The 17,239-nt window shown below is 68.4% G+C and carries 12 protein-coding genes; 4 read left to right on the forward strand and 8 right to left on the reverse strand.

Going from position 1 to position 17,239, the window contains the following annotated elements:
• Positions 1–43: 43 nt before the first annotated feature.
• From SAZ01S_RS05025 to SAZ01S_RS05040, 4 genes are all read left to right on the forward strand, one after another.
• Complete coding sequence (locus SAZ01S_RS05025; RefSeq protein ID WP_084580679.1) at positions 44–2,077, forward strand: malate synthase G; 2,034 nt, start codon at positions 44–46, stop codon at positions 2,075–2,077.
• Positions 2,078–2,180: 103 nt separating this feature from the next.
• Positions 2,181–4,370: an autotransporter assembly complex protein TamA gene (locus SAZ01S_RS05030; protein WP_167693077.1), complete on the forward strand. Its 2,190-nt coding sequence runs from the start codon at positions 2,181–2,183 to the stop codon at positions 4,368–4,370.
• Positions 4,370–8,587, forward strand: coding sequence for a translocation/assembly module TamB domain-containing protein (locus SAZ01S_RS05035; protein WP_084580681.1), 4,218 nt, complete (start codon positions 4,370–4,372; stop codon positions 8,585–8,587). Before SAZ01S_RS05030 ends, SAZ01S_RS05035 begins: the two co-directional genes overlap by 1 nt.
• 50 nt (positions 8,588–8,637) lie before the next feature.
• On the forward strand, positions 8,638–10,104 hold the full coding sequence (locus SAZ01S_RS05040) for a flavin-containing monooxygenase (RefSeq protein ID WP_084580683.1): 1,467 nt from the start codon (positions 8,638–8,640) through the stop codon (positions 10,102–10,104).
• Here SAZ01S_RS05040 and SAZ01S_RS05045 read toward each other — a convergent pair.
• The 8 genes from SAZ01S_RS05045 to SAZ01S_RS05080 all read right to left on the reverse strand — a co-directional run bounded on the left by SAZ01S_RS05045 (position 10,101) and on the right by SAZ01S_RS05080 (position 17,197).
• Positions 10,101–11,318: a flavin monoamine oxidase family protein gene (locus SAZ01S_RS05045; RefSeq protein WP_084580685.1), complete on the reverse strand. Its 1,218-nt coding sequence runs from the start codon at positions 11,316–11,318 to the stop codon at positions 10,101–10,103. The two genes, SAZ01S_RS05040 and SAZ01S_RS05045, sit on opposite strands and share 4 nt — an antisense overlap.
• A gap of 18 nt (positions 11,319–11,336) precedes the next feature.
• Positions 11,337–11,786, reverse strand: coding sequence for a MaoC family dehydratase (locus tag SAZ01S_RS05050; RefSeq protein WP_084580687.1), 450 nt, complete (start codon positions 11,784–11,786; stop codon positions 11,337–11,339).
• Positions 11,787–12,251, reverse strand: coding sequence for a GNAT family N-acetyltransferase (locus SAZ01S_RS05055; RefSeq protein ID WP_084580689.1), 465 nt, complete (start codon positions 12,249–12,251; stop codon positions 11,787–11,789).
• A complete protein-coding gene (locus SAZ01S_RS05060; protein WP_084580691.1) occupies positions 12,248–14,122 on the reverse strand; it encodes an acetyl/propionyl/methylcrotonyl-CoA carboxylase subunit alpha in 1,875 nt (624 codons plus the stop codon). Before SAZ01S_RS05060 ends, SAZ01S_RS05055 begins: the two co-directional genes overlap by 4 nt.
• Before the next feature lie 126 nt (positions 14,123–14,248).
• Positions 14,249–14,563, reverse strand: a complete 315-nt coding sequence (locus tag SAZ01S_RS05065; RefSeq protein ID WP_084580784.1) for a DUF3088 family protein — start codon at positions 14,561–14,563, stop codon at positions 14,249–14,251.
• Positions 14,560–15,084, reverse strand: a complete 525-nt coding sequence (locus SAZ01S_RS05070; protein ID WP_084580693.1) for a nuclear transport factor 2 family protein — start codon at positions 15,082–15,084, stop codon at positions 14,560–14,562. Before SAZ01S_RS05070 ends, SAZ01S_RS05065 begins: the two co-directional genes overlap by 4 nt.
• 5 nt (positions 15,085–15,089) lie before the next feature.
• Positions 15,090–15,518, reverse strand: a complete 429-nt coding sequence (locus SAZ01S_RS05075) for an endonuclease domain-containing protein (protein ID WP_139809948.1) — start codon at positions 15,516–15,518, stop codon at positions 15,090–15,092.
• A 77-nt stretch (positions 15,519–15,595) separates the two neighbouring features.
• A complete protein-coding gene (locus tag SAZ01S_RS05080; RefSeq protein WP_084580694.1) occupies positions 15,596–17,197 on the reverse strand; it encodes a carboxyl transferase domain-containing protein in 1,602 nt (533 codons plus the stop codon).
• Positions 17,198–17,239 lie beyond the last annotated feature (42 nt).

Here is a 17,239-nt window from a genome sequence, read left to right on the forward strand (position 1 = left end):
CCCCAGGCGTGTAGCGAAGAACCGCGAGGAGGACTGCGTGACCATGTATGTTGAGCGTGCCGGGCTGAAGGTTGCAACGCCGCTGGCGGACTTCGTCGAGACCAGCGTGCTGCCGCCGGTCGGCATCGATCCTGCCTATTTCTGGGCCGGCGCCGCGACGATCTTTGCGCAGTTCGCCCCGGAAAATCGCGCGCTGCTGGACAAGCGCGACGATCTGCAAGCCCGGATAGACGCAGAGCTTGCGGGCGGCGGCGTTGCCGACGAGGCGTTTCTCCGCGAGATTGGCTATCTGGTGCCCGAGCCGGCACCGTTCCACATTGCGACGTCCGGCGTCGACGCCGAGATCGCCGCGCTGGCGGGGCCGCAATTGGTCGTGCCGGCGCTCAATGCGCGCTTCGTCCTCAACGCCGCCAATGCGCGCTGGGGCAGCCTCTACGATGCGCTGTACGGCACCGACGCGATCCCGGGCACGCCCCAGCCTGGGGGGTATGACGCGAAGCGCGGGCAGCAGGTCATCGCCTGGGCGCGCGCCTTTCTCGACCGCGTGCTGCCGGACGCCGTCGAAATCGGCAGCACCGCGGAAGGCGTACGCCAGACGATCTATTATCGCGGCGCGGCCGGGCTGCATTTCGCGATCGTTCGCGATCCCGGCCACCCGATCGGCAAAGACGATCCCCAGCACATCGCCGACGTGCTGCTCGAATCGGCGCTGACCGCGATCATCGACCTGGAGGATTCGGTCGCCGCGGTCGATGCCGAGGACAAGGTGCTCGGCTACGCCAACTGGCTGGGGCTGATGCGCGGCGATCTGACCGAGACGTTCGCCAAGAACGGCCGCGCGCTCACGCGCACGCTCGCGCCCGATCGGGTGCTCGCCGATGGATCGACGCTGCCGGGCCGCGCGCTGTTGCTGGTCCGCAATGTCGGCCATCTGATGACGACCCCGGCGCTGCTGCTGGCCGACGGCAGCGAGGCGCCCGAAGGCATTCTGGACGCGATCGTCACCGGCGCGATCGGGTTGCATGATGTGCGGGGGCTGGGCACGCTTCGCAACAGCCGCGAAGGCGCGATCTATGTGGTCAAGCCGAAGATGCACGGCCCCGAGGAATGCGCCTTTGCCGATCGCCTCTATGGCGAAGTGGAAGCGCTGCTCGGCCTTGCGCCGCATACGATCAAGATCGGCCTGATGGACGAGGAACGGCGCACCTCCGCCAATCTCGCAGCGTGCATCCACGCGCTGAAGAACCGGCTGTTCTTCATCAATACCGGCTTCCTCGATCGCACCGGCGACGAGATCCACACCAGCATGCGCGCGGGCGCGATGGTGCCCAAGGCCGAGATGAAGGCGGCGCGCTGGATCGCTGCCTATGAAGCGCGCAATGTCCGCATCGGGCTCGACTGCGGCCTCGCCGGTCGCGCGCAGATCGGCAAGGGGATGTGGGCGGCGCCCGATCGCATGGCCGATATGCTCGCGCAGAAGATCGCCCATCCGCAAAGCGGTGCCACCACCGCCTGGGTGCCAAGCCCTACCGCAGCGACGCTGCACGCGACGCATTATCACCAGGTTGATGTCGCCGCCTGCCAGCGCGCGCTTGCCCCCGAAGTGCCGCCGCTTGCCGATCTGCTGACGGTGCCGCTCGCCGGCGGACGCAATTGGAACACCGACGAGGTTGAGCGTGAGCTGGACAACAATGCCCAGGGCATCCTCGGCTATGTCGTCCGCTGGGTGGACCAGGGCGTCGGGTGCTCGAAGGTGCCGGACATCCATGACATCGGGCTGATGGAGGATCGCGCGACGCTGCGTATCTCGTCGCAGCACATCGCCAACTGGTTGCTCCACGGCGTCGCGACGGTGGAGCAGGTGGAGGCGGCGCTGCGGCGCATGGCGGCCAAGGTGGACGCGCAGAATGCCGGGGATCCGCTCTACCAGCCGATGGCCGGCCGTGAGACGGAGAGCCTCGCCCTCCAGGCGGCGCGCGCGCTGATCTTCGAAGGCGTGGCGCAGCCCAACGGCTATACCGAGCCGTTACTGCACCGATATCGTACGCGCGCCAAGGCGCTCGAGCCTTGCCTTTGATCGCGCGCATTGCTTGGAGCGCCGCAACGGGGGAGCCAAATCGGCTACGGACCGTTACGAAGTCGTGCGGGCCGGATTCAATCGCGGCTCCAGAAGGAGGCGCGTGGGTAAAGGGGTTCGGGTGGTTTGGGTCGCCGCGCTTGCGGGGGCGGGTTTCGTGCCCGCCATCGCCCATGCCCAGCTAAACGATCCCAAGCCTGGGCAGGGCGCGCCGCAGCCGAGCCTGCCGGCACAGGCCACCGCGCCCGCCGATCCCCAGGCGACCACGCCGATCGTACCGGACGCCGCGTTCGACGCTGCGCTGCCCAAGCTGAGCGACGACATCAATGCGCCGCTCGAGCCGTTGGGCGGCTTCCAGAAGCCGGCTGCGCCCGCCGCTGCTGCATCGAAGCCGGCGGCGCAGACAGTGCAGCCGTCCGCGACTGTCCCGGCGCAGGCCGCCGAACAGGGCTTTGCGCCCGCGGGTGCGGAAGCGCCCGAGATGGCGGCACCGCTGCCGCCGCTCGCGGACTTCAAGGTGGCGCCCGTCGCCGACACCGCCGACGACTCGGAGAAGGCGCCGGCCATTCGCTACACCACGCGCGTGTCCGGCCTCGAGGAACTGCGGCTCGACGGCCAGTTCCGCCAGCTATCCGCGCTCCAGCATGGCAAGGGCAAGGCTGCCAATGCCGCGATGGTCTCGGCGCGTGGCCGCGAGGACGAGAAGCTGGCGCTGCGGCTGATGAAGTCGCTCGGCTATTATGACGCAACCGCCGCGCTTTCGATCACCCAGGATCCGCCCAATTCCGGCAGCGTGCAGGCCACCATCGTCGCGTCGCCGGGGCGGCTCTACCGGCTCGGCACGATCCGCATCGAGAGCGATCCGACGGTGCCGCCGGGGCTGCTCGATCGCGAGCTCAACCTCAACCCGGGCGATCCCATCCAGGCCAATCGGGTACTGGCGGCCGAGGCCAATGTCTCGCTGCGCATGCCGCAACAGGGCTATCCGTTCATCGAACTGGGCCAGCGCGACATCGTGCTCGACGATGCCACCCACACCGGCGACTATACGCTGCCGGTAACGCTCGGCCCACGCGCGAGCTTCGGCCAGATCCAGACGGCGGGCAATCGCCAGGTGTTCACGCCGGACCATATCGACATCTTCCGTCGCTACCGGGAGGGCGCGATCTACGACAGCCGCAAGGTCGACGATTTGCGCCAGGCACTGATCGCGACCGGGCTGTTCTCCACCGTCTCGGTCGAGCCGCAGCGCACCGGCCGGCCCGGGCCGGACGGCACCGAGCAGGTGGATCTGCTGGTGCGGCAGGTGGCCGGCAAGGCGCGCACGCTGGCGGGTGAACTCGGCTACAGCACGGGGCAGGGCATCAAGCTCCAGGCGAGCTGGGCGCACCGCAACCTGTTCCCGCCCGAAGGCGCGCTGACGATCAGCAGCATCCTTGGTACGCAGGAACAGGCACTGACGACGACCTTTCGCCGCTCCAACGCCGGCAGGCGCGATCGCACCTTCCTGGTCACCGCGTCGCTCAACCACCAGGATTATGACGCGTTCGAGGCGTTCACCAGCACGCTTTCGGCCCGCATCTCGCGCGATTCGACGCCGATCTGGCAGAAGCGCTGGACCTATTATTACGGCGCCGAACTGGTCGGCTCGAACGAGGACCGCTACAACTATAATAGCGGCAAGCGTGATCGCGGCACCTGGCTGATCGCGGCGATTCCGACCTTCCTCGGCTATGACACGTCCGACGACCTGCTCAACCCGACCCGCGGCTATCGCATCAAGGGCAATCTGAGCGCCGAAACCTCGGTGCGCGGACAGGCGCGGCCCTATGCGCGGATGATGCTGGAGGTGGACGGCTATTACCCGGTCACCAGCAATATCGTCATCGCCGGCCGCGCGCGCGCCGGCTCGATCAACGGTATCTCGCGCGACGATCTGCCGCCGTCGCGCCGCTATTATGGCGGCGGCGGCGGATCGGTCCGAGGGTTCGGCTATCAGGAGCTCGGGCCTCGATCGCCGGATGACAAGCCGGTCGGCGGCCGTTCGTTCAACGAGTTCGGGATCGAGGCGCGCTATCGCTTCGGCAACTACGGCATCGTGCCCTTCCTCGACGCCGGCCAGGTCTATGAAGGCACCACGCCGACCGGCCGCAACCTGCGCTTCGGCGCGGGTATCGGCGGCCGGCTCTACACCAACTTCGGCCCGCTGCGCATCGACGTCGCGACGCCGATCGCACGCAAGAAGAACGAGTCGAAAATCGCGCTCTACATCTCGATCGGGCAGGCATTTTAATGGCGGACAACGTGCCCGAAATCGAGACGGTGACGGTAGTGCGGTCCGGCAGGCCGCTCTGGGCGAAAGTCGCCTTGTGGGTTGCGACGGGGCTGGCGGCGCTCGCCGCGCTGGCGGGGCTCGCCGTGCTCGGGCTCGATACCCAACCGGGACGGCGGCTCATCGCCGACCAGCTCGCGCGGCTGAAGCTCGAATCCGGCCTGGGCTTCCGCATCGGGCGCATCGATGGCTCGATCTATGGCGGCATGATCCTGCGCGACGTGCGCGTGAGCGATACCAAGGGGGTGTTCGCCACGGCGCAGGAGATCCGGCTCGACTGGCGGCCGCTCTCCTATCTGAACAACCGCATCGACATCCGCAATCTGGAGAGCCCTGAGATCCGCCTCGCGCGGCTCCCCGAGCTGAAGCCGTCCGGCGATCCCAACGCGCCGCTGCTGCCGGACCTCAATATCGACGTGGCGCGGCTGGCCGTCGCGCGGATCGACATCGCGCCGGCGGTGGACGGTCAGCGGCACATTGCGCAGCTGCGCGGTTCGGCGCATCTCTCCGACGGGCGTGCGCAGATCGTCGCCGATGCCGGCACCATCGCCGCACGCGGCGTGGCAGGCGGCGATCGGCTGGCACTGAAGCTCGACGCCGTGCCGGCGGCTAACCGCCTCGACATCGATCTGCGGCTGAGCGCGCCCAAGGGCGGTCTGGTCGCGGGGCTCGCCAGGTTGCAGGCGCCGCTGGTGGCAAGCGTGCAGGGTGCGGGCGACTGGAAGCACTGGCAGGGCAAGGGGATCGCGACGCTGGGTGGCAGAAGCCTCGCCGACCTGGACGTGACGGCGGACAATGGCCGGTTCCAGATCCGTGGCATGACGCATCCCGGGCGCTATCTGCAAGGCCCGGTCGAGCGGCTGACCGCGCCGGGGCTGAGGCTCGACACCGATTTCCGCTGGGCCGATCGCAAGGCCGATGGCGTGATCAAGCTCAAGTCGGATGCGCTTTCGGCGCAGGCGCGGGGCCTTGTCGATCTCGGCAACAACCAATTCCACGGCGTGCATGTCGACGCGCTGCTGCTGAAGCCGGGTACGATCGCGCCGAAGCTGGTCGGCCGATCGGTGCGCGCCTCGCTCGCGCTGGAAGGCGCCTTCGCGACGCCGATGGTCGACTACAAGCTCTCCGCCGGCGCGATCGGCTTTGGCGAGACGGTGGTCGAGCAGCTCTATGCCGAGGGCCGCGCCCGCGTGGATTCGGATCGCATCCTGGTGCCAGTGCGTGCGCGGGCGGCGCGGGTCTCGGGGCTGAATGCCGCGGCGGGTGGGCTGGTCACCAACGTGACGGTCAATGGCGATCTCGCCATTTCGGGCAGCCGCATCCTCTCGGACAATCTGCGGTTGAAGTCGGACAAGATCGACGCGACCGCGATCGTCGCTGCCGACATGGCCAAGGGGCGCTATACCGGCGCGCTCAAGGGGCGGATCAACGATTACACGATCGCAGGGGTCGGCGTGGTCGACCTCAACACCGATGCCGAGCTCTACACCGCCCCGGGCGGCGGCTGGGGGATCCGCGGGAAAGTCGCGGGGCGCACCCGCAAGCTGTTCAACGAAGGCGTCCGCAACTTCCTGGGCGGCAACACGGTCGCCTCGGCGCGGCTGAACCTCGATCCGCGCGGGGTGATCGGCATCGCCGATGTTCGCCTCAAGGCGCCGCAATTCCGGGTGCTGCGGGGGCAGGGGACCTATGACCCCGCGGGACCGATCCGGATCACGGCGGACGCCGTCTCCGATCAATATGGCCCGCTGAGCGCGCAGGTGAGCGGGACCCTCAACGCGCCGCAGCTGTTGCTGCGTGCCGAGAAGCCGGGGCTTGGCGTCGGGCTCGCCAAGGTAGAGGCCAAGGTGGTCGGGCGCGGGGATGCCTATGCGGTGACCGCCACCGGCGAGAGCAATTACGGGCCGTTCAACGCCGATGTGCTGGTGCGGACCGGCAAGGCGCTGGCGATCCAGGTGAATGCCGCGCGCTTCGCGGGCATGGACATCGCCGGCCAGCTGCAGGCAACGCCCGCGGGACCGTTCGCCGGCCAGTTGAGCTTCCGGGGATCAGGCGTCGATGGCGTCGCCAATCTCGGCGCCGAGGGCAAATTCCAGCGTGCCGATATCCAGGCGACCGCGGCCAACGCGGCGATCCCGGGCGTCGCCGAGCTTACGATCGGTCGCGCGATCGCCAATGCCAGCATCGTGCTGGCCGAGCAGCCCCAGGTCGTCGCCGACGTGCAGGTCGCCAATCTCAAGCGCGGTGACTTCCTGCTGCGCACCGCGCGCGCCAAGATCGACTATCGCGGCGGCAACGGCACCGTGCAGGCGGTCGCGAGCGGCTCGTCGGGCGTGGCGTTCGATGTCGCCCTCAATGGGCGGATGACGCCGACCCTGTGGACGGCGGCGCTCCAGGGGCAGGCGAGCGGGGTCAAGTTCCGCACGCCCCAGGCCGCGCGGATTGCGATCGAGAATGGCACCTACCGGCTGTTGCCGACGCAGATCGACTTCGACCAGGGCAGCCTGCGCCTCGCCGGCCGCTATGGCGACGGCACCGTGCTGCAGGCGCGGCTCGACAAGCTCGACCTGGCGATCGTCAACACCTTCGTGCCGGACCTCGGCATTGGCGGCACCGCGACCGGCAGCCTCGACTTCGCCCAGACCGCGCCGGATGCGTTCCCGAGCGCCGACATGCGGCTGGAGATCGACGATCTCACCCGCTCCAGCCTCGTCCGCGTCTCGACGCCCGTGCATATCAGCGTGGTCGGCAAGCTGCTGCCCGATGGCGGCGACCTGCGCGCGCTGATCCGCCGCGGTACCGCCACCATCGGCCGCGTCGTCACGACGCTGCGTCCGCTCGGGCCCGGCGCGGGCAGCTGGACCGAGCGGCTGATGGCGGCGCCGCTCTCCGGCGGCATTCGCTACAACGGACCGGCGGCACTGCCCTTCGCCTTTGCCGGGCTGCCCAACCAGCAGCTCACCGGCGCGATCGGCATGGCGGCGGACTTTACCGGACGGGTCGATCGCCCGCAGCTCAACGGCGTCGTGCGCGCCGACAACCTGACCTACGACAATGAAGGCACCGGCACGCGGCTGACCAATCTCAAGATCGACGGCCAGTTCTCCAACGACGCCTTTGTGCTCAACCAGCTGAGCGCCAAGGCGGGCGACGGCAGCGTCAGCGCCAGCGGCCGCGTCGGCCTGTCCTCGGCCGAGGGCTTTCCGATGGCGATCTCGGTGAAGCTGGACGACGCCCGTCTCGCCCGCAGCGAGGCACTGGGCGCGACGGCGAGCGGCACGCTCACCATCACCAAGAGCGCCGATGTCCAGCGGATCGAGGGGCAGATCAACATCCCCGAGGCGAACTACCAGATCATCCGCCAGGGCGCGGCCGAAATTCCCGAGCTGACCGGCGTGCGGCGCAAGGGGGATGCCGATCCCAGCCAGCAGGCCCAGGCCAAGAAGCCGCCGCGTGCCTTCGGCAATTTCGACCTCGCGATCCGGGTGCGCGCCGACAATCGCCTGATGGTGAGCGGGATGGGCCTCGAATCCGAATGGCAGGCGAACATCACGATCGGCGGCACGACGCTAAACCCGCAGATCCGCGGCACGATGGAAGTGGTGCGCGGCACCTACAGCTTCGCCAGCCGTCGCTTCGACCTGACCAAGGGCGTGATCAGCTTCCAGGGGGCGGAGCTGACCAACCCGACGATCGACATCTCGGCCAACACGACGGCGGAGGGCGTCACCGCGATCCTCAACATCACCGGCACCGCGCAGAAGCCGCAGATCGCCTTTACCTCCAACCCGGCCTTGCCGCAGGACGAGGTGCTGTCGCGGCTGTTCTTCGGGACGAACGTGACTAATCTCTCGGCGACCGAGGCGATCCAGCTCGCCGCGGCGCTCAACTCGCTGCGGGCAACGGGCGGCGGGCTCAACCCGCTCGGACAGCTCAAGTCGGCGACGGGTATCGATCGGCTGCGCGTGCTCGGTGCCGACGATACCACCGGACGCGGCACCTCGCTGGCGGCGGGCAAGTACATCACCAACAATATCTATATCGAGATCATCACCGATGCCCGCGGCTTCACCGCGACGCAGCTGGAAATCTCGCTGTCGCGCGCGCTCAGCGTGTTGTCGCAGACGAGTTCGTTCGGCGGATCGGGGGCGACGCTGCGCTATTCGCGGGATTATTGATTGGCGAACGTCGAAGGGCGTGCAACCATGCCTCGCAGGAGAGGCAAACAATGCGCGAACATTTCGACGTACTCGTCGTGGGCGCGGGGCTGTCGGGGATCGCTGCGGGGTATCACCTGCAGACCCATTGCCCTGGCCGTACCTATGCGATCCTCGAAGGTCGCGAGCGGATGGGTGGTACCTGGGACCTGTTCCGCTACCCCGGTATCCGATCGGACTCGGACATGTTCACGCTGGGCTTTTCGTTTCGGCCCTGGACCGACGCCAAAGCCATCGCCGACGGGGACGCTATCCTCCGCTACCTGCAGGATACCGCGCAGGCATTCGGGATCGATCGCCACATTCGCTACCAGCACAAGGTGACCGAGGCCGCTTGGTCGACTGAAGAAGCGCTGTGGACGGTGACGGTAGTGGCCGCAGGCCGCCGACGCCAGTTCAGCTGCAGCTTCCTGTTCCTCTGCGCGGGCTACTACAATTACGCGCGCGGGCATCTGCCGGACTTCCCGGGGCGCGAGGCGTTCCGCGGCCGGGTGGTGCATCCGCAATTCTGGACGCCGGATATCGACTATGCGGGCAAGCGCGTCGTCGTGATCGGCAGCGGTGCGACGGCGGTGACGCTGGTGCCCGAACTCGCCAAGCAGGCGGCGCACGTCACCATGCTGCAGCGCTCGCCGACCTATATCGTCGCCCGGCCATCGCAGGATCGGATCGCCAATGCCCTGCGGCGCGTGCTCCCCGCCAAGCTGGCCTATGGGCTCACCCGCTGGAAGAACGTGCTGCTCGGCCAGTATTTCTACGCACTGGCGCGGCGGCATCCTGCCAAGGCCAAGGAACGGCTGGTCGAGATGGTGCGGTGCGAGTTGGGCCATGACTATGACGTCGCCACCCACTTCACCCCCAGCTACAATCCCTGGGACCAGCGCCTCTGCTTGGTGCCCGACGCCGATCTGTTTGCCGCGCTCCGCGAAGGCCGCGCGGAGGTGGTGACCGATCAGATCGAGCGCTTCACGCCCGACGGTCTCCGGCTCGCATCCGACCGCGAACTCGCGGCCGACCTGGTGGTCACCGCGACGGGCCTCGAGGTCCAGCTGATGGGCGGCATCCCGGTGATGGTCGACGGGAGGCTGGTCGATTGGTCGGAGCGGCTGACCTACAAGGGCATGATGTTCTCCGGCGTACCCAATTTCGCGATCGCCTTCGGTTACACCAATGCGAGCTGGACGCTGAAGGCGGACCTGACCGCGCGCTATGTCACGCGGCTGCTGAACGCGATGGCGTCGCGCGGCATCCGGCAGGTGACGCCGCAGCCTGCCGGGCCGGTGGAGGCGCAGCCCTTCCTCGACTTCACCTCGGGCTATGTCCGGCGCGCGCTATCCCTGCTGCCCCGCCAGGGGCACCGCAAGCCGTGGCGGGTGCACCAGAGCTATACGCGCGACCTGATGGCGCTCAGCTTCGGCGGCATCGACGACGAGATGGAATTTTCCAATCCGGAGCCGGCGAAGCGCCGCGCGGCTTAGCCAAGCAGCGCGCGAGCGGCGGCGACGCCGGTCTTGTAGGCGCCGTGCACGGTTGAAAATTCCGTTGCCGAGCACGCCTCGCCGGCGAAGCGGATGCGCGGATCGACGGGGGTCGCGAGGACCTCCCGGGCCGAGGCACGACCCGGCAGCGCGTGGCTGTAGCCGCCGCGGACATGCGTCTCGCGGCTCCATGCCGATCCCGCGAGCAGCCGCAGCCGCCGCCGCCACTTGCCGCCGAGCAGCGCGCAGAGTTCCTCGATCGCGAAGTCGGCGGCGCCCTGCAGGCCACGCTCGGCCATCTCGCGCGCGCCCTCGCCGCCGAACATCGCCTCGATCACCGGGCGGCCGAACGGGCGGAGCGTATAGGTGCCGGTGATGACGTTGCGCGGATCGCCGAGCAGATGGGCATTGGCCTCCAGCTCGTCCGCGCCCAGATCGATCGCCAGGAACAGCTTGTCGGCCAGCCCGAGCGGCAGCGCCGCCGCGGCGTGGAGGATGTCGTCATGGCCGCCGAGTACGATGTCGCCGCGCGCGAGGATATCGGTAGAGACGGTGACGATCGCCTGGCCCGCCACCAGCGTGCCGCGCGGCGTGTGCAGTTTGAGCGCCGTGCCCGCGCGATCGATCGCCGTCACCGGGGTGGCGAGCGCGACGCGCAGGCCTGCCGCCTGTGCCGCCACCAGCGCGCCATAGCCGGCGGGGACGCGCCAGTCGGTTTCGGTCGCAGCGTCTTCATAGGCGAGATAGTCGGCAATCGACAGTTTGGCGGTATCGACTCCATTGACGAAGCCGCTGACTGCGTCGATCCATGCCCCCCACGGACTGCCCGGCACAAGTGCCGCACCGGCGCGGTCGCCCGGCGGCGGATCCTTGCGCAGCCGCTTCTCGAAGGCAGCGAACGCCTTGGCCGCGTCGCGCTGATCGGCATGCGAGAAGCCGATCTCGCGCCACTGCTCGCGCCAGCGCGGCAGCGTGCGATCCAGCACGAAACCGTGCAGGGCGGCGATCTCCACCCAGGGATTGTGCTCGGCCGAGTGCAGCCAGCCGGCGCCGAGGTCGAGCGCCATGCCGTCGACATGCTCGGTCCGGGCACGGCCGCCGAGGCGCGCATCGGCCTCCACCAGCAGCACGTTCCTGCCGGCGTCGAAAAGGGTGCGGGCGGCGCCGATACCGGCAGCCCCGCCGCCAATGACGATCACATCGAAAGCTTGCATCGCGGGTCGAAACGCGCGTCAGGCCGAACGGCTGCGCAGCAATGCCGATCGCAGGCATTCGCAGACCAATTCGTCGCGCTGGTTGTGCATCTGGTGGCGCCAGGTGACGATGCCCTGACCGGGGCGCGACCTGCTCGGTCGCAGCTCGACCACCTCGGAACTGGCGCGCAGCGTATCGCCGAGGAAGACCGGCTTGGGCATGACGAGCTTGTCATAGCCGAGATTGGCGACCAGCGATCCTGCGGTCGTGTCCGCCACGGTGACGCCGATCATCAGGCTGAACGTATAGGTGCCGTTGACCAGGATCTGGCCGAATTCGGACGCGCGCGCCGCCTCGGCATCGAGGTGCAGCGGCTGGGTGTTGTGGGTGAGCGCGGTGAACAGCAGATTGTCGGTCTCGGTCACCGTCCGCCGCAGCGCGTGCTCGATACGGTCCCCGATCTGCCATTCGTCGAAAAAGCGTGCCATTCAGCCCTGGTCCTCGTCCAGTTTCCGCTTGAAGCCGAAATGGCTCTTGGTCCAGCCGCGCGTTTCGTAGAAGCGGTGCGCGTCGACGCGGCTCTGCAGCGACATCAGCTGCACCATGCGGCAGCCGCGCGCGCGGCACTCGGCTACCGCCCAGTCTATCATTTGCCCGCCAAGTCCTTCGCCGCGCAGGGCGGAAGCGATCCGCACCGCCTCGATCTGGCCCCGCCACGCACCGCGAAAGGCGATGCCGGGCAGGTAGCTGAGCTGCATCGTGCCGACCACCGCACCGTCCCGTTCTGCGACAATCAGCCGCTGATTGGGGTCCCGATCGATATCGGCGAAGGCCATTTCGTAGCGCGGATCGAGCGGCAGCGAGGCGTCCTCGCGGCCGCGGCTGAGATCGTCGTCGTCGAGCAGCGCGACGATCGCGGGCAGGTCGGCAAGGGTGGCGTCGCGGAAGATCATGCCGCTTTCTCCACGCGCACGAGCAGCGTGCCTTCGGTGACCTGCCCGCCGGCGGTGACCGGAAGTTCGGCGATCGTGCCGTCGAACGGGGCGGTGAGGGCGTGCTCCATCTTCATCGCCTCCAACGTGACGAGCCGCTGGCCCTTGGCGACGTGCGCGCCCGGCGTGACGTCCACCGCGGTGACGCGGCCGGGCATGGGAGCGAGCAGGGCGCCGTCGGCGGCAGTGCCCAATCCTTGAGACCGGAACGCCCAAGGCTGCACCGAAAAGGCATAGCCCTGATGAAACTTCACCACCCCCGTATTCAAAGGGATAGCGCGCGCGGCGTTGTTCGCGTGCGGGAAAACGTCTTGCGGAAGTTCTGCTTCGACAGGCGCGTCGTCGATCAGCAGCCGTACGCCTAGATTGGGTTGCGCGTTCAAGCGAAACCCGGAGCTGGCAAGCGTTCTCGCTTCCTCAGCCGGATAAAGAAGGCATAACGCAGCGTCGAGGGCATCCGCGCTGAGTTCGGGCTTGGCAACCAGCCTGTCCTGCTCTCGCGCGATGAACCCCGTGTCGATTTGTCCGGCCTGGAACGGTGGTGCGTCGAGCAGCTTCGCCAAAAACCCAGCATTGGTCCGGATCGGCCAAACGTCGCAGGTCGCGCACATGCCTTGCAGATCGGCGATGGCCTCTTCGCGCGTGGGCGCCGCGGCAACGAGTTTCGCGATCATCGGGTCATAGAAGGGCGAGATCGCGCCCCCTTCGACAATTCCGCTTTCGATGCGGTACCCACCAACCCTGAAATGTTCGAGCCGCCCAACGCTGGGCAGGAACCCCTTGGCCGGATCCTCCGCATAGAGCCGCGCTTCCACCGCCCAGCCGTTGATGGACAGCTCCTCCTGCCGCCTGGGCAGCGGCTCGCCGCTGGCGACGCGGAGCTGCCATTCGACCAGGTCGACGCCGGTGATCTCCTCGGTCACCGGATGCTCGACTTGCAGCCGGGTGTTCATTTCCATGAACCAGATGCGGTCGGCGCGCAGGCCTTCGCTGGCGTCGGCGATGAACTCGATCGTCCCTGCGCCGACATAGTCGACCGCCTTGGCCGCGCGCACCGCCGCCGCACAGATCGCCGCGCGGGTATCGCCGTCCATGCCGGGCGCGGGGGCTTCCTCGATCACCTTCTGGTGGCGGCGCTGGAGCGAGCAGTCGCGCTCGAACAGGTGGACGACATTGCCATGGGTGTCGCCGAACACCTGCACTTCGATATGGCGGGGGCTGAGGATGTACTTTTCCAGCAGCACCCGGTCGTCGCCGAAGGAGGAGGCTGCCTCGCGCTTGCAGCTGGCGAGCGCGTCGGCGAAGTCGGCGGCGCTTTCCACCCGCCGCATGCCCTTGCCGCCGCCACCCGCGACCGCCTTGATCAGGACCGGATAGCCGATCGCACCGGCCTCGGCCTGGAGCCGCTCGGGCGACTGGTCCTCGCCCAGATAGCCGGGGGTGACCGGCACGCCCGCCGCGATCATCCGCGCCTTGGCGGCATCCTTGAGGCCCATGGCGCGGATGCTGTCCGGCTTCGGCCCGACCCAGACCAGCCCGGCGGCGATGACCGCCTCGGCGAAGTCGGCATTTTCGGAAAGGAAGCCATAGCCCGGGTGGACGGCTTCCGCGCCGGTCGCCTTGGCCGCCGCGATGATCTTGTCGCCGACCAGATAGCTCTCGCGCGCTGGGGACGGGCCGATATGCACGGCCGCGTCGGCCTGGCGGACGTGGAGCGCGTTCGAGTCGGCGTCCGAATAGACCGCGATCGTGCGCAAACCCATCGCCCGGGCGGTGCGAATGATGCGGCAGGCAATTTCGCCGCGATTGGCGATGAGCAGCGATTTCAGCATGATAGGCACTCCCGGCCGGCGCGAACTTGATGAAAGTCGCGCATGTCGATCAAGAAAATAACGGCGATGTTTGGTCCGGTGGCCATGGCCGAGCCTAGGCAGATTTCGCTTGTGTAGGACAGCCCCTCACGGGTGGCGCTCCGGAAAGCCATGGCGGGTGTGGAGCGCGGCGAGCACGCCCTCGATGTCGTTCGCGAACCCGCCCTCGGCAAAGGCGAGCGCGGGGAGGTTCTGGTTTTCCTCGCCAAGCCGCGCGATCACCGCGGCGCGGGGACGCGGCCAGGCGACGCGGATCACCGCGATGTTCGCGGCGCGCTCCGGGAAGGCGGCGAGCAGGCCCTCCACGGTGATGCAGTCCTTGCAGTAGAAGCGCCGCGTGCCGCCATAGGCCGGGTCGGCCCAGTCGGTGTCGAGGACGAACAGCGTGTCGCGGGCCGTCATGCCGGGCACCCGGTGGTGCGCTGGTTCCAGCTCAGGCTGGCGATCTTCCAGGCGCCGTTCTCGCGGACCAGGCTGAAATGGTCGGTGCCGCAATGGTGCACCTTGCCGTTGAGCCGGAAGACATAGGGCGCCCACACCATCGCGAGGTCGCCGTCGATTTCGACCGCCGGCGTGGAAATACGCTCCTCGAAGGTATCGGACCCGGGCTCGAAGCGCGCCAGTAATTCCGGCCACGCCATGAACCGGACCGAGGCGCCATCCGCCGCTTCCGTGACGATCGTCGCGCCGCCCTCTGCACGCAAGACGCTGCGCACCGCCGCAGCATCGCGCGTGTTGATCCCGGCGAGCAGGCGCTCGACCGTCGCGAGCACCGCCCGTTCGTCGCTGCCGTCTGGCGGCGCGAGCGGGTTGGCCGGGGGCAGTTTGCTCGGCGACGGCACGCTGCGCGGCGGGTTGGCAGCGGGCGGGGGCAGCCCGGCGGTCTGCGGGGCCAGGGTGAGGGCGAGGAGGGGGAGGAGCATGCGTTTCAGCCTTGAAATTCCTCCCCGGAACGGGGAGGGGGACCGCCGGCCGAAAGCCGGTGGTGGAGGGGAAGCCGCGCGCGGCAGGCGCGAACGATATGGACCAGGACGGCGTCGAGGTCGCGCAGGATCTCGCTGGCGGGGATGCGAAGCGTACCGAAGCCGCGTTGCTCGAGGCTGCTATCGCGGCGAGCGTCGCGTTCTGGCCGGTCGCCACGTGCATGGGCCTCGCCGTCTACTTCGATCGCGAGCCGGGCCTCCAGGCAGGCAAAATCGATCCGATAGCCGAGCTGTGGGTTCTGGCGGCGAAACTTGAACCCGCCCGGGCGCTTGCGCAACTGCTGCCAGAGGAGAACTTCCGGCAACTCCAGCTTGGCGCGATCCTCGCGGGCCTGTTCGACCGCTCGGCGGGGCGTGCGGAGGATTTCGGGCATTTCCCCTCCACCACGCGGCTGCGCCGCGCGGTCCCCCTCCCCGTGCCGGGGAGGAATTGGAGGGGCCGGTTCGCCCCTCACATCCGGAACACGCCGAACTGCGGCCGCTCCGGGATCGGCGCGTTGAGCGTCGCCGCCAGCGCGAGGCCCAGCACGTCGCGGGTTTGCGCCGGATCGATGATGCCGTCGTCCCACAGCCGCGCGGTGGCGTGCCAGGGATTGCCCTCGTCCTCATACTTCTGCCGGATGGGCGCCTTGAACGCCTCGGCTTCCTCCGGCGACCAGCCCGCGGCATCCCGGTGGACCGTCGCCAGCACGCTCGCCGCCTGCTCGCCGCCCATCACGCTGATGCGGGCATTGGGCCAGCTGAACAGGAAGCGGGGCGAATAGGCCCGGCCGCACATGCCGTAATTGCCGGCGCCGAAGCTGCCGCCGATCAGGATGGTGAGCTTGGGCACGGTTGCCGTCGCCACCGCCGTCACCAGCTTGGCGCCATGTTTCGCAATGCCTTCCGCCTCATATTTCCCGCCGACCATGAAGCCGGAGATGTTCTGGAGGAAGAGCAGCGGGATGCGGCGCTGGCAGGCCAGCTCGATGAAATGCGCGCCCTTCTGCGCGCTTTCGGAGAACAGCACGCCGTTATTGGCGAGGATCGCGACCGGCATCCCCCAGATATGCGCGAAGCCGCAGACCAGCGAGCTGCCGTACAGCGCCTTGAATTCGTGGAACTCGGAAGCATCGACCAGCCGCGCGATCACCTCGTGCACGTCATAGGGCGCGCGGACATCGGCGGGGAGGATGCCGTACAGCTCTTCGGCCGCGTATTTGGGCGGGCGCGGGGCCTTCAGCGCGATATCGGGGACGCGGTCGGCGGGCAAATGGCTGACAATGTCGCGGACGATGGTCAGCGCATGCTCGTCATTCTCGGCCAGATGATCGACCACGCCCGAGCGGCGGGCATGGAGGTCGCCGCCGCCGAGATCCTCGGCGCTGATTTCCTCGCCGGTCGCCGCCTTCACCAGCGGCGGGCCGGCGAGGAAGATCGTGCCCTGGTTGCGGACGATCACGCTCTCGTCGGACATGGCCGGCACGTACGCGCCGCCCGCGGTGCAGCTGCCCATCACGCAGGCGATCTGCGGGATGCCCTGCGCGGACATTGTCGCCTGGTTGAAGAAGATGCGGCCGAAATGCTCCTTGTCCGGGAACACCTCGGCCTGGTGCGGCAGGTTGGCGCCGCCGCTGTCGACCAGATAGATGCAGGGCAGGCGGTTGGCTTCGGCGATCTCCTGTGCGCGGAGATGCTTCTTCACCGTCATCGGGTAGTAGGTCCCGCCCTTCACGGTGGCGTCGTTGCAGACGATCATGCAGCTGCGGCCCGAGACGCGGCCGATGCCGGCGATGATGCCGGCGCCGGGGACCTCGCCGTCATAGAGGTCGCAGGCGGCGAGCTGGCCGATCTCGAGGAAGGGGCTGCCCGGATCGAGCAGCCGCTCGACTCGCTCACGGGGGAGCAACTTGCCGCGCGCGACATGCTTGGCGCGGGCGGACTCGCTGCCGCCGAGTGCGGCCTGCGCAACATCGGCGCGGAGCTTCTCGGCGAGCGCGCGGTGGTGCGCGGCCTGGGCGCGGAACTGGTCGCTGTCGGGGTTGACGGCGGTGGGAAGGATGGGGGCGGTCATGCTGCTTAGCCCCTCCCCTTTAGGGGAGGGGTTGGGGTGGGG

The sequence above is a fragment of the Sphingomonas azotifigens NBRC 15497 genome (genome assembly GCF_002091475.1).
Classification (GTDB): domain Bacteria; phylum Pseudomonadota; class Alphaproteobacteria; order Sphingomonadales; family Sphingomonadaceae; genus Sphingomonas; species Sphingomonas azotifigens.